Consider the following 13,292-nt stretch of genomic DNA (forward strand, 5'->3'; position numbering starts at 1 on the left):
GCAGAGGCCTCCGAAGTCCCCGAAGTCCCTGAAACCGCCGAAGCCCTCGGAGCACCCCGATCCTCCGCCGCGCCCGCCCCGCCCGCCGCACTCCCGCCCCGCCCCCGGCCACCCGCCCGCCCCCGTCCCCGTGTCCTCCTCGGTGCCACCGCCTCCGCGGTCGCCGTGCTGCTCCTCCTGGTCGCGGTGGGCACCCTCCTCCACCAGCCCCTGCTGATCCCGCCGCTCGCCGCGAGCGCCGCGCTCGTGGCGGGCGCTCCCGACCTGCCGCTCTCCCAGCCCCGCTCGGTCGTCGGCGGCCAACTCCTCTCCGCCCTCACCGGGTTCGCGGTCCTGGCCGCGGCCGGGCCCGGCCCGTGGGGCGCCGCCGTCGCGGGCGGCCTCGCCCTCGGTGTGATGGCCCTCGCCCGCGCCCCGCACTCGCCCGCCGCCGCCACGGCCGTCGTCGTCGCCCTCCAGGACCCGCCCCTGTGGTCGTTTCTCGGCCTTCTCGCCCTCGCCTGCCTCCTCCTGGTCGCCACCGGCCTCGCGGCCGCCCCCGCGACGGGACGGACGTACCCCACGTACTGGCTCTAACCTCGTTGCATGAAGCAGGAGTTGAGGGTGGCGGCCTACGCCGTGTGCGTCCGGGACGACGAGATCCTGCTCGCCCGCTGGGTGGCGGGCGACGGCGGCAAGCTGTGGACCCTGCCGGGCGGCGGCATGGACCATGGCGAGGAGCCCGCCCGGACCATGGTCCGGGAGGTCGAGGAGGAGACCGGGTACACCGCCGAGCCCGTCGCCCTCCTCGGCATCGACTCCGTCCGGCGCGGCTGGCCGCGCCGCTTCGCGAGCCCCGGCGACTTCCAGGGCCTCCGGATCGTCTACGAGGCCCGGATCACCGGCGGCGAGCTGCGCCACGAGACCGGCGGCTCCACCGACCTGGCCGCCTGGCACCCGCTCTCCGCCGTCCCCGGCCTGCCCCGCGTCGAACTCGTCGACATCGCCCTCGACCTGTGGCGGGAGCGGCCCCCGACCGGCCGCTCCCGGCTCGGCGTGCCGCGCGACCCCGCCCTCCCGCCGAACGGCTGAAAACGGCTCAACCGTCCCCGGACCGCTCAACCCTCCCCGCATCCCGCCGGGTCCTGCCCGCCGACCGCAGCACACGCGGCACACGCCGCGCAGAGCCCGGCAGAGACCAGGGGAGCCCGCATGCCAGCCGTACGCACCACCCGTACCCTCCGCACCACCCGTACCCTCCGCACCGCCGTCGCCGCCGCCCTCGCGGCGGGCCTCACCGCCACCGCCCTCGCCACCCCCGCCCTCGCGGCCTCCGAGCCCCGCCAGCGCGACCACGCGGCCACCCAACGGGCGCTCCAGGCCCAGGTCGACATGGGCGTGCCCGGTGTCGTCGCGCAGGCCCGCGACGGACGGCGGAACTGGACCGGCACCGCCGGCGAGCGCGGCGGCGACGACCACTACCGGATCGGCTCCCTCACCAAGACCTTCGTCGCCACCGTCCTCCTCCAGCTCCAGGCCGAGGGCAGGATCGACCTCGACGACCCGGTCGAGAAGTGGCTGCCCGGCGTCGTCCGGGGCAACGGCCACGACGGCCGGAGGATCAGCGTCCGCCAACTGCTCAACCACACCAGCGGCGTCCACGACGTCACCTCCGACCCCGCCTTCCAGGAGAAGGTCTTCGGCCCCGGCTTCCTGGAGCACCGCTACGACACCTGGACCCCGCGGCAGCTCGTCGACGTGGCACTGTCCCACCCCGCCGACTTCCCGCCCGGCACGAGCTGGAGCTATTCCAACACCAACTACGTCCTCGCCGGCATGATCATCGAGAAGGTCACCGGCCGCCCCTACGGGAAGGCCGTCGAGAACCGGATCATCAAGCCCCTCAAGCTGCGCGACACCAGCGTCCCCGGCACTCGCGCGTCGATGCCGAGGCCCAGCAGCCCGGCCTGGTCCACGCTCTCCGCCGACCCGGGCGCGCCCGTCCACGACGTCTCCCGGCTCAACCCCTCCGTCGCCGGGTCGGCGGGCGAGATGATCTCCGACTCGAACGACCTCCAGACCTTCTACCGGGCCCTCCTCAAGGGCCGGCTGCTGCCGGGGGCGGAGATGCGGGAGCTGACCACCACCGTCCCGGTCTCCCCGGAGGTCCCGCAGATCCGGTACGGGCTCGGGATCATGTGGGAGAAGCTGAGCTGCGGCCAGGAGATCTGGGGCCACAGCGGCGGCATCCACGGCTCCTCCACCGAGGGCCGGGTCACCCGCGACGGCGAGCACTCCCTCGCCCTGAACCTCAACGCCGACTGGACGGGCGACGGCGCCGCCGTCCTGGAAGCCGAATTCTGCGGCGCCTCCCCCCGGCCGTAACCCTCACCGGGGCAGGACGACGACGTACGCGGCGGGGTGCCGGTCCGGCGCGGCCATCAGGGCCGTACGGACCACGGTGGCCTGCTGCTCCCCCGCCTCGCGCAGCTTGCGCGGGGTGAGGTGGACGACCGTGATGCCGAGCCGCTCCAGGTGCTCGCGCTTGCGGGTGTACTCGGACCACAGCGCGTCGTCGTCCTGCCGGGGCGCCCGGGTGTCCAGCTCGACGGCCACCGCCTGGTCGGGCCAGTAGGCGTCCACCCCGCCCAGGTGCGGGCCGCCCGGCAGCCGCAGGTCCACGTTCCACAGCGGGTCCGGGAGCCCGAACTCCCGCACCAGCGCGTACAGCCGCTCCTCGGAGCGCGCGCGCCCCTCGGTGAGCAGGGCGTCCACCGCGTCCACCACGTGCGGCCGGGAGAGCAGCCGGGCCCGGCTCAACTCCCTTACGACCGCGCCCGGTTCGCAGTGCCCGCCGCGCACCGCCTCGGTGAGCAGGGCGCGGACCTCCGCCGCCGCCGAGAGGCCCGACACCGCGTCGGCGACGGCGCGGGCGACCGGGGCGACGGGGACGCCGGTGAGCCGGACGGGCTCTGGCGCCTCCGGGGCGCGCACCACCCGCACCCACCCGGTCGAGCGCAGCCGCCGGGTGCGCGGCACCAGGACGTCGATCCGCTCCAGGGCGGTGAGCGGGGGAGCGGAGGAGAAGCGGTGCAGGGTCAGGGCGGCGAGCCCGGTGATCATCGCCTCCGGGCCCTGTTGCGGCAGCGTCCCGGGCCGGCGGGCGTAGAGCAGCGCGGCGTGCAGCCGGTCCTCGCTGGTGGGCGGCCCCGGCCGGAGCAGGAAGACCCCGGGCAGCACCTCCTGCCACCCACCGGGCCGGCACTGCGCGGCGACCTCGGCGGCGGAGACGCCCTGCGCCCTCAACTGGCCGGCACTGGCGATCCGTTGGGTGCACCCGGTGCGGGAGGCGAGGGGGAGGGGGCGGGGGGTGATGGGGGCGTTGTGGTTCATGCCGGGGGTCTTCCGCTTCCGAAGGCTCCCCTAACCCCTGTTACACGCTCGTCGACAATTGGGGACAAGCTCGCCCTAAAGTACGCGCGTTCGAATGCCGATGGGGCGCGGCCCCGTTCCTCGGACACGACGGCGGGGGCCGCGGGCCGAAGCCCGCGACCCCCGTCGCGTCCGGTGGGGCGTCACTCCGCCGCGCGGTCGCACTCCTGGGCGCGCAGGGCCCGCGCCAGGTCGTCGCGGGACTCCAGGACCAGGCGCCGCAGGGCCGGCGCGGCCGACTCGTGGGAGGCCAGCCAGGCGTCCGTGGCGGCCAGGGTCGCCGGGTCGTCCTGGAGGCCCGGGAACAGGCCCCGGACCACGTCCATGCCGATCTGGATCGACCGCTCGGCCCACAGGCGCTCGATCGCCGCGAAGTACTTCTCCGCGTACGGGGCGATCAGCTCGCGCTGCGAGGGCTGCGTGAAGCCCGAGATCGTCGCCTCGACGAGCGCGTTCGACAGGGTGTCCGACTCGACGACCTGCGCCCAGGCCTGCGCCTTGACCGCCGCCGAGGGGCGCGAGGCCAGCAGCCGCACCTGGTGGCGCTTGCCCGTCGCCGTGTCGTCCCGGGCCAGCTCCTCGCCGATCCGGGCCTCGTCCGCGCGCCCGTGCACGGCCAACGGCGAGAGGAGCGCCCAGCGCAGCTCCTGGTCGACGTCCAGGCCGTCGATCCGCGCCGTACCGTCGAGCAGCCCCTCCAGGAACCGCAGGTCGGCCTCCGAGGAGGCCGCCGCCGCGAAGAACCGCGCCCAGGTGAGCTGGTGTTCGCTGCCCGGCTCGGCCGCCCGCAGCTCGCGCAGCCCGCCCTCGGCGAGCAGCCGGCCGCCCTCCTCGCGCCACTCCGGGGCCGCGTAGAGGGTGACGGCCGACTTCGTCCAGGCGTGCACCATCTGGAGGACGCCGATCTCGGTCTCGCGGCCCGCGAAGGCGAGGACCACGGAGACGAAGTCCCGGGCCGGCATCAGGCCGTCGCGGGTCAGGTTCCACAGCGCCGACCAGCACAGCGCGCGGGCCAGCGGGTCGGTGACGTCCCCGAGGTGCCCCCGCAGGGTGACGAGCGAGCCCTCGTCGAAGCGCATCTTGCAGTAGGTGAGGTCGTCGTCGTTGACGAGCACCAGGTCCGGCCGCTCCTCGCCCGCGAGCTCGGCCACGACCGTGCGGGCGCCGGTGACGTCCGCCTCGGCCCGCGCGTACCGGGTGAGCGCGCCGTCCGCCCCCCGTCGGTACAGGCCCACGGCCGTCCGGTGCGGACGGAGCTCGTCGCCCTCCTGGAGGACGGCGAGCTCGGTGATCCGGCCCTCGGCGTCGTAGGTGACGTCCGGCGCCAGGACGTTCACGCCCGAGGTCTGGAGCCAGGACTTCGCCCACGCCTTCATGTCGCGCCCGGAGGTCTCCTCCAGGATCACGAGCAGGTCGCCCAGGCGCGTGTTCCCGTACGCGTGGCGCTTGAAGTAGCGGCGCGCGCCCTCCAGGAAGGCGTCCCGCCCCGCGTACGCCACGAGCTGCTTCAGGACCGAGGCGCCCTTCGCGTACGTGATGCCGTCGAAGTTCAGCTTGGCGTCCTCCAGGTCACGGATGTCGGCCGTGATCGGGTGGGTGGACGGCAGTTGGTCGGCGCGGTACGCCCAGGACTTGCGGTTGTTGGCGAAGGTCACCCAACTGTTCGTGAAGCGGGTCGCCTCGGCGTTCACGAAGGAGCCCATGAAGTCCGCGAAGGACTCCTTCAGCCACAGGTCGTCCCACCACACCATGGTGACCAGGTCGCCGAACCACATGTGCGCCATCTCGTGCAGGATGACGTTGGCCCGCGCCTCGTACGAGGCCTGCGTGACCTTGCCCCGGAAGACGTACTCCTCGCGGAAGGTCACCATGCCCGGGTTCTCCATCGCGCCGAGGTTGTACTCGGGGACGAAGGCCTGGTCGTACTTCCCGAAGGGGTACGGGAAGTCGAAGTTGTCGTGGAAGAAGTCGAAGCCCTGCTTGGTGATCAGGAAGACGTCGTCCGCGTCGAAGTGCTTCGCGAGGCCCTTGCGGCACATCGCCCCGAGCGGGATCTCCAGCTCCCCGCGCCGGTAGGTGTCCGTCACGTAGTGGTACGGGCCGGCCACCACGCAGGTGATGTACGTGGAGATCGGCGCCGTCTCGGCGAACCGCCACACGCCCCCGGCGTCCCGCTCCCCGGCGCCGTTCGACCAGACCGTCCACTCCTCCGGCGCGGTCACCGAGAAGCGGTACGGCGCCTTGAGGTCGGGCTGCTCGAAGGTGGCGTACACCCGGCGGGCGTCGGCCGGCTCGTACTGCGTGTAGAGGTAGACCTCGCCGTCCTCCGGGTCGACGAAGCGGTGCATGCCCTCGCCGGTCCGGCTGTAGGCGCACTGCGCGTCCACGACCAGCGTGTTCTCGTCCTCCAGGCCGTCCAGCGCGATCCGCGCGCCGTCGAAGACCTCCGCCGGGTCGAGCGGGCGCCCGTTCAGGGTCACCGCGTTCACGGAGGGGGCGATCAGGTCCGCGAAGGTGCTCGTGCCCGGCCCCGTGCGACGGAAGCGGATCGTCGTCACCGAGCGGAAGGTGCGCACCGCCTCGTCGGACTCCCCGACCGCCGAGCGCAGGTCGAGGTCGACCTCGTACCCGTCGACGGACAGCAGCGCGGCCCGCTCGTGGGCCTCGTCGCGGGACAGATTCTCACCGGGCACGGTCACTCCTTCGTGGCACGTTCGAAACAGCACCGATCCTCCCATGTGCCCCTGTCGCCCGGTACACGGGAATGCCCATCCGGGTCCGTGGCGTTCTTCCCTTTCGGCGCACCGCCTCCCTTCCCGTGGCCGTACCGAGGAGTGACATGTCCGAGAGCAGGACCACCGCAGACTTCTACTTCGACCCGCTGTGCCCCTGGGCCTGGATGACCTCCCGCTGGATCCTGGAGGTGGAGAAGGTGCGCCCGGTCGACGTGCGCTGGAAGGTGATGAGCCTGGCGGTGCTCAACGAGGACCGGATCGACGAGCTCCCGGAGGAGTACCAGGAGATGCTGCGGACCAAGGCCTGGGGCCCGGTCCGCGTGGTGATCGCCGCCCAGCAGCTCCACGGCGACGAGGTCGTCGGCAAGCTCTACACCGCGCTCGGCACCCGCTTCCACAACAACGGCGAGGGCCCGACCCGCGAGGCGATCGCCGGCGCGCTGAAGGACGTCGGCCTGCCCGAGGACCTGGTGGAGTACGCCGACAAGGACACGTACGACACCGAGCTGCGCGCCTCCCACAAGGAGGGCATCGACAAGGTCGGCCAGGACGTCGGCACCCCGGTCGTCGCGGTGCCGGGCCCGGACGGCGAGGAGGTCGCCTTCTTCGGTCCCGTGGTCACCCCGACCCCGCGCGGCGAGGCGGCGGCCCGCCTGTGGGACGGCACGCTGCTCGTGGCGTCGACGCCGGGCTTCTACGAGATCAAGCGCACCCGGACGGCGGCGCCGAGCTTCGAGTAGTCACCCGCCCCGCACGCACAGAAGAACCCCCGCGATTCACGTCATCGCGGGGGTTCTTCCTCATTCCGCCCGCACGTGAAGGTTGAGAAGACGATCACGAGTGGGACGACGGGGGGCGCCGGTCAGAAGGAGATCAGCGGGACCGAGGCCTTGGCGGCGTGGTAGCGCTTGTTCACGTCCTGCCAGTTGACGACCTGCCACATGGCCTCGATGAAGTCGACCTTCTGGTTCTTGTACTGCAGGTAGAAGGCGTGCTCCCAGGCGTCGAAGACCAGGATCGGGACCGAGCCCTGGCCGACGTTGCCCTGGTGGTCGTAGACCTGCTCGACGATCAGGCGGCCGCTGATCGGCTCGTACGCGAGGACGCCCCAGCCGGAGCCCTGGGTGGTCGCGGAGGCCTTGGTGAGCTGGGCCTTGAACTTCGCGAAGGAGCCGAAGGACTCGGTGATCGCGTCCGCGAGGTCACCGACGCCGTCGGCGGCCAGCGGCTCGCCGCCGCCCCCGTCCTTCGGGCTGTTCATGTTGTTCCAGTAGATGGAGTGGAGGATGTGGCCGGACAGGTGGAACGCGAGGTTCTTCTCCAGCCCGTTGACCGCACCCCACTGGTCCTTGTCGCGGGCTTCCTCCAACTGCTCCAGGGTGTCGTTCGCGCCCTTGACGTACGCCGCGTGGTGCTTGTCGTGGTGCAGCTCGATGATCTGCGGATTGATCACCGGCTCCAGCGCCGCGTAGTCGTACGGCAGCTCGGGAAGTGTGTAGATCGGCATGTGCCCGGCCCTTCGACTGCTCCTGCTTGTTGCAACCTGTATGCAGGTGCAGGCTAACAGCAGGTGCGGGCCGGAGTTGATCAGCCCTTCGTCCTAGGTCCCGTGTCCGCGCATGGAGAAACCCCCGGACCGGGTGCGGTCCGGGGGTTTCCCGTCGGTACGGGGCGGGATCAGGAGGCGCGGTTCCGTGCCGCCTTCTGGCGTACGAGGCCGACGACGGCGAGCAGCAGGGTCAGGCCGCCCGTCCAGTAGAGCTGCGTGCGGGTGCCCTCCTCGCGGGCCATCAGGACGAAGACCACCGCCATGCCGGCCAGCGCCACCCACGTCAGGTACGGGAAGGCCCACATCCGCACGACCAGCTTCTCGGGCGCCTCGCGCTCGGTGCGGCGGCGCAGCACCAACTGGGAGGCGGCGATGAAGAACCAGACGACCAGGATGACCGCGCCGATGGTGTTGAGCAGCCAGACGAAGACGTCGTCCGGACGCCAGTAGCTCAGCAGCACGCAGCCGAAGCCGAAGACGGAGGAGACGAGCACGGCCGGACGGGGGACGCCGCCGAAGGTGCGGCCCAGCGCCTTCGGGCCCTGGCCGCGCGCGACGAGCGAGCCGGCCATGCGGGAGGCGCCGTAGATGTTGGCGTTCATCGCCGAGAGCAGGGCGACCAGGACGACCACGTTCATGATCTGGCCTGCGGCCGGGATGCCCAGGTGGTCGAGGGCGGCGACGTACGGGCCCTTCTCGACGACCGCCGCGTCGTCCCACGGCACCAGGGTCACGATGACCGCCATGGAGCCGATGTAGAAGAGCGCGATCCGCCACATCGCCGTACGGACCGCCTTGGCGACGCCCCGCACCGGGTGCTCCGACTCGGCCGCCGCGATGGTGACCGTCTCCAGGCCGCCGTACGCGAAGACCGAGGCGAGCAGGCCCACGATCAGGCCCTCGGAACCGTGCGGGAAGAACCCGCCGTCGCCGGTGAGGTTGGCGGCGCCGGGGGCGTCCGTGCCGGGCAGCAGACCGGTGATCGCCAGGATCCCGATGCCCAGGAAGAGGACGATCGCACCGACCTTGAGGGCGGCGAACCAGAACTCGAACTCGCCGAAGTTCTTCACGGCCGCCAGGTTGGTGACGCAGAAGACCACCATGAAGAGCGCGACCCAGGCCCACTCGGGGCTGCCGGGGAACCAGCCGGTCATGATCTTCGCCGCGCCGATGCCCTCCAGGCCGACGGCGACGCAGAGCAGGAACCAGAAGGCCCAGCCCGAGGTGAAGCCCGCCCAGGAGCCGAAGGCGCGCTCGGCGTGGACGGAGAAGGAGCCCGAGGCCGGGTTCGCGGCCGACATCTCGCCGAGCATCCGCATCACCAGCATCACGAGGATGCCGGAGAGGGCGTAGGCGATGACGATGGAGGGGCCGGCGGCGGCGATGCCGGCGCCGGAGCCGACGAAGAGGCCGGCGCCGATGACGCCGCCGAGGGCGATCATCGAGAGGTGGCGCTGCTTGAGGCCGTGGGAGAGCCCCTCGGCGGGGGTCGCGCCGTCGTCCTCGCGGTCGACGGGCGCGGGCGCGGTGGTCCGGGACATGGGCCGCCCTGTTCACTGGCTGAGACGGGGGAACGGGCCACAGTCTGGGCGGGCACACCGTTCAGAGGGAACCGATGTCCGCTATACGGGCACGGTCTTCACACAAGGTGAAGGTCTGGTTCCACTTCGTACGCCGCTCCCGCGCCCCGCTCCCGGCCCCCGCGCGCCGTCCCGGCCCCCGTGCCCCGCCCTTCCCCGTACCCGGTTCGCGCGCGCCTCAGTCCCGCCGCGCCCGCAGCTCCCGCGCCCACGCCACCAGCAGCACCGCCCCGGTCGCCCCCGCCGACCACAGCACCTGTGGCCGCGCGCCCGCGTCGCACAGCATCAGGACGAGCACCGCGCCCATCGCCGCGAGCGCCACCCACGTCAGCCAGGGGAAGCCCCACATGCGCAGGGTCAGGGTCTCGGGCGCCTCCCGCTCGATCCGGCGCCGCAGCCGCAGCTCCGAGACCGCGATCAGGCCCCACACGAAGAGCAGGACCGCGCCGACCGCGTTGAGCATGGAGAGGAAGACGGAATCCGGCCACTTCAGATTGAGCAGGACGGAGACGAAGCCGAAGGCCACCGAGGCGAGCACCGCCCGGCGCGGCACCCCTCCGCCCGAGACCTTCAGGAGCCCCTTCGGCGCCTCCCCGCGCTCGGCGAGCGAGAACGCCATCCGCGAGGAGCCGTACAGGTTCGCGTTGAGCGCCGAGAGCAGCGCCACGAAGACCACCACGTTCATGATCTGGCCCGCCGCCGGCACCCCGATCGCGTCCAGGACCGCCACGTACGGCGACTCGCCCGGCTCCATCGACGTCCACGGCAGCAGGGTCACGATCACCAGCATCGAGCCCACGTAGAAGAGCAGGATCCGCCACACGGCGCTGCGCACCGCCCGCGCCACGTTCCGCGCCGGGTCGTCCGACTCGGCCGCCGCGATCGTGACGACCTCCAGGCCGCCGAAGGCGAAGACGACGGCGAGGACCCCCGACACCACCCCCGGCCAGCCGTTGGGCAGGAAGCCGCCCTGCCCGGTGAGGTTGGCGAGCCCGACCGGGTCGGTGTCCGGGAGCCACCCCACGATCGCGAGGACGCCCAGGACCAGGAAGAGGACGATCGCGCCGACCTTGAGCGCGGCGAACCAGAACTCGAACTCGCCGAAGTTCCTCACCGCCGCCAGGTTGGCGGCGGTGAAGACGACCATGAAGACCAGGACCCAGCCCCACTGCGGGACCCCCGGCACCCAGTCGTGCGCGATCCGGGCCGCGCCCGTCGCCTCCACGGCGAGGACCACGACGAGCAGGAACCAGTACAGCCAGCCCACCGAGAAGCCCGCCCACCGGCCGAGCGCCCGCTCCGCGTGCACCGAGAAGGCGCCCGACGCCGGCATCGCCGCCGACATCTCGCCCAGCATCCGCATCACCAGCATCGCGAGCGCGCCCGCGATCAGGTACGAGAGCACGATGGCCGGCCCGGCGACGGCGATGCCGGCCCCCGAGCCCACGAAGAGGCCCGCGCCGATCACCCCGCCGAGCCCCAGCATCGTCAGGTGACGCTGCTTCAGGCCGGGGGAGAGGGGCTCCGGTTCGGTGAGCGGAGGGGACGGCGGGGCGTCGCGCATGGTGGAGGGCTCGTGCTCTCGGGGAGGGGGCTTTATGGAGACCCCACAGTCTCTCCGCTGACCTCCCCTTGACGCAAAAGGGACGCCTCGCAGCGAGTTGCCAGTGACAAGGGTCACGTGGCGCGCGGCGGGAGAACCGTTCTTTGTCGAAACCCCATGAAGTGCTCGGCCCCTGCTTTGTCGACCGCTGACGGTGATCGAACGTTCACTCCTGGCATAGCGTCAACCTGTCCGTCCACCCTCACCCCCGCGGAGTACCGATGAGCATCGCCGCCGCCCCCGTCCGCTCCCTCCGGCCGGGCACCGTCCTCGCCGACCTGATCCCGGCGAGCCGCGTCCGTGACGTCGCCCTCGTCGTCGGCGGCGCCGCCCTCACCGGCCTCGCCGCGCAAGTCTCGGTCCCGGTCCCCGGCTCCCCGGTCCCGGTCTCCGGCCAGACCTTCGCCGCCCTGCTCGTCGGTACCGCCCTCGGCGCCCGCCGCGGCTTCCTCGCCCTCGCGCTGTACGCGGTGGCCGGCATGGCGGGCGTGCCCTGGTTCGCCCAGGCCACCTCGGGCTACGGCATGCCGTCCTTCGGCTACGTCCTCGGCATGCTCCTGGCCGCCACCGTCGTCGGCGCCCTCGCCCGTCGCGGCGCCGACCGCTCGGTGCTCCGCACGGCCGGCGCGATGGCCCTCGGCTCCGCGCTCGTCTACGCCGTCGGCGTGCCCTACCTGGCCCTCGCCACCGGCATGACCTTCGGCCAGGCGGTCGCCGCCGGCCTCACCCCGTTCCTCATCGGCGACGCCCTCAAGGCCGCCCTCGCCATGGGCGCCCTCCCGGCCGCCTGGAAGCTCGCCGGCCGCAAGGGCTGAGCCGCGCACGGCATGCGGAAGGGCCCCGGCGGAATGCGCCGGGGCCCTTTCACGTGCGCGCGGCCGGATCACGTACGCGCGTTCAGAGCTTCGCGGAGGACTTCCCGACCCGCTCGCGGACCACCGCCACCGCGACCACGAGCGCGGCCACGAGGAGCGAGAGCACGACCTGCTCACGGGCGCTGCCGCCGTCGTAGATCATGTAGCCGAGGACGAAGACGATCATGCCGATCGTCGCCCAGGTCAGGTACGGGAAGAGCCACATCCGCACGACCAGCTTCTCCGGCGACTCGCGCAGGATGATGCCGCGCATCCGCAACTGGGTCACGCAGATGACCAGCCAGACGAAGAGCGCCACCGCGCCGGAGGAGTTCAGCAGGAAGGCGAAGACGGTGTCCGGCCACTTGTAGTTGAAGAAGACCGCGACGAAGCCGAAGACGACCGAGCCGAGGATCGCCGCCCGCGGCACGCCCCGCGCGTTGGTGCGGGCGAAGGCCTTCGGGGCGTCGCCGCGCTGCCCGAGCGAGAAGGCCATCCGGGAGGCCGTGTAGAGGCCCGAGTTCAGGCAGGACAGGACGGCCGTCAGGACGATCACGTTCATGACCTGGCCGGCGTGCGGGATGCCGATGGAGTCGAGGGCGGCGACGTACGAGCCCTTCTCGACGATCGACTTGTCGTTCCACGGCAGCAGGGTCAGGACCACGAAGATCGAGCCCAGGTAGAAGACGCCGATCCGCCAGATGACGCTGTTGGTGGCCTTGGTGACCGCGCGCTGCGGGTCCTGCGACTCACCGGCGGCCAGGGTGACGATCTCGCTGCCCATGAAGGAGAAGACGACCATCAGCACACCGGTGAGGATCGCGCCCGCGCCCATCGGGAGGAAGCCCCCGGCGTCGGTGAGGTGCGCGAACCCGGCGCCCGGGTTGTCCGAGCCGGGCAGCACGCCGAAGACCGCGAGCAGGCCGACGATCACGAAGGCGCCGATGGCGACGACCTTGATGCCGGCGAACCAGAACTCGAACTCGCCGTAGGAGGAGACCGAGGCCAGGTTGGTGGCGGTGAGCACCACCATCACGATCAGCGCCCAGGCCCACTGCGGGACGGCCGGGACCCAGCCCTCCAGGATCACCGCGCCCGCGGTCGCCTCGACGGCGAGCACGACCACCCAGAAGAACCAGTACAGCCAGCCGATGCTGAAGCCGGCCCAGCGGCCGAGGGCCTGGTCCGCGTAGGCGGAGAAGGAGCCGGAGGAGGGCCGCGCGGCGGCCATCTCGCCCAGCATCCGCATCACGAAGACGACCATGGCGCCGACGAGGGCGTAGGAGAGGAGGATCGCGGGGCCGGCCGCGGCGATGCCGGAGCCGGAGCCGACGAAGAGGCCGGCGCCGATGACGCCGCCGATGGCGATCATCGAGAGGTGGCGGTTCTTGAGACCGGCCTTGAGGCCGTCGGAGGTGTCGGGCGTCCCGGTGGTGCCGGTCGTGCCGTCGTCCTTCGTCAGGGTCGGTTGCGTGTTCATGGACGCTTCCTCGTGTGTGGGGGTCGCTCGGGTCGCGAGCCCGGGCATTCAACCCCGCCGAAGGGGCTGATCGGAAGCCC

General features: G+C 72.2%; 11 protein-coding genes. 5 read left to right on the plus strand and 6 right to left on the minus strand.

Translation table 11 applies throughout. The features are described 5' to 3' along the window. Window positions 1-165 precede the first annotated feature (165 nt). From ACFYNX_RS06740 to ACFYNX_RS06750, 3 genes are all read left to right on the plus strand, one after another. Window positions 166-576, plus strand: coding sequence for an HPP family protein (locus ACFYNX_RS06740; RefSeq protein WP_388658433.1), 411 nt, complete (start codon window positions 166-168; stop codon window positions 574-576). A 9-nt stretch (window positions 577-585) separates the two neighbouring features. Beyond that, entirely contained in the window at window positions 586-1,071 is a 486-nt protein-coding gene (locus tag ACFYNX_RS06745) for an NUDIX hydrolase (RefSeq protein ID WP_388658435.1), read from the plus strand. A gap of 120 nt (window positions 1,072-1,191) precedes the next feature. Further along, window positions 1,192-2,364 carry a serine hydrolase domain-containing protein gene (locus ACFYNX_RS06750; protein ID WP_388658438.1) on the plus strand — a complete coding sequence of 391 codons (1,173 nt, stop codon included), beginning with the start codon at window positions 1,192-1,194 and terminating at the stop codon, window positions 2,362-2,364. Window positions 2,365-2,367: 3 nt separating this feature from the next. Here the strand turns inward: ACFYNX_RS06750 and ACFYNX_RS06755 are convergent, their stop codons facing one another. Together ACFYNX_RS06755 and pepN are read right to left on the minus strand one after the other, a co-directional pair. Next, window positions 2,368-3,372 carry a hypothetical protein gene (locus ACFYNX_RS06755; protein WP_388658440.1) on the minus strand — a complete coding sequence of 335 codons (1,005 nt, stop codon included), beginning with the start codon at window positions 3,370-3,372 and terminating at the stop codon, window positions 2,368-2,370. A gap of 182 nt (window positions 3,373-3,554) precedes the next feature. Beyond that, the gene (gene pepN / locus ACFYNX_RS06760; RefSeq protein WP_388658442.1) at window positions 3,555-6,104 is read right to left on the minus strand and encodes an aminopeptidase N; all 2,550 of its coding nucleotides are present in this window, start codon (window positions 6,102-6,104) and stop codon (window positions 3,555-3,557) included. Between the two features lie 146 nt (window positions 6,105-6,250). Between pepN and ACFYNX_RS06765 the strand changes: the two genes are divergently transcribed. Further along, window positions 6,251-6,886, plus strand: coding sequence for a DsbA family protein (locus ACFYNX_RS06765; RefSeq protein ID WP_365538301.1), 636 nt, complete (start codon window positions 6,251-6,253; stop codon window positions 6,884-6,886). 122 nt (window positions 6,887-7,008) lie between these two features. Here the strand turns inward: ACFYNX_RS06765 and ACFYNX_RS06770 are convergent, their stop codons facing one another. The 3 genes from ACFYNX_RS06770 to ACFYNX_RS06780 form a co-directional block, all read right to left on the minus strand. Continuing rightward, on the minus strand, window positions 7,009-7,653 hold the full coding sequence (locus tag ACFYNX_RS06770) for a superoxide dismutase (protein WP_125656578.1): 645 nt from the start codon (window positions 7,651-7,653) through the stop codon (window positions 7,009-7,011). Between the two features lie 170 nt (window positions 7,654-7,823). After that, window positions 7,824-9,236, minus strand: a complete 1,413-nt coding sequence (locus ACFYNX_RS06775) for an amino acid permease (protein WP_365538298.1) — start codon at window positions 9,234-9,236, stop codon at window positions 7,824-7,826. Between the two features lie 217 nt (window positions 9,237-9,453). Then, window positions 9,454-10,839, minus strand: a complete 1,386-nt coding sequence (locus ACFYNX_RS06780; RefSeq protein WP_388658443.1) for an amino acid permease — start codon at window positions 10,837-10,839, stop codon at window positions 9,454-9,456. A gap of 260 nt (window positions 10,840-11,099) precedes the next feature. Here ACFYNX_RS06780 and ACFYNX_RS06785 point away from each other — a divergent pair, with 260 nt between their 5' ends. Then, a complete protein-coding gene (locus ACFYNX_RS06785) occupies window positions 11,100-11,693 on the plus strand; it encodes a biotin transporter BioY (protein ID WP_388658446.1) in 594 nt (197 codons plus the stop codon). Window positions 11,694-11,775: 82 nt separating this feature from the next. Here ACFYNX_RS06785 and ACFYNX_RS06790 read toward each other — a convergent pair whose 3' ends face one another. Continuing rightward, window positions 11,776-13,212 carry an amino acid permease gene (locus ACFYNX_RS06790; RefSeq protein WP_388658449.1) on the minus strand — a complete coding sequence of 479 codons (1,437 nt, stop codon included), beginning with the start codon at window positions 13,210-13,212 and terminating at the stop codon, window positions 11,776-11,778. Window positions 13,213-13,292: the final 80 nt, after the last annotated feature.

Source organism: Streptomyces sp. NPDC007872 (genome assembly GCF_042868165.1).
Classification (GTDB): domain Bacteria; phylum Actinomycetota; class Actinomycetes; order Streptomycetales; family Streptomycetaceae; genus Streptomyces.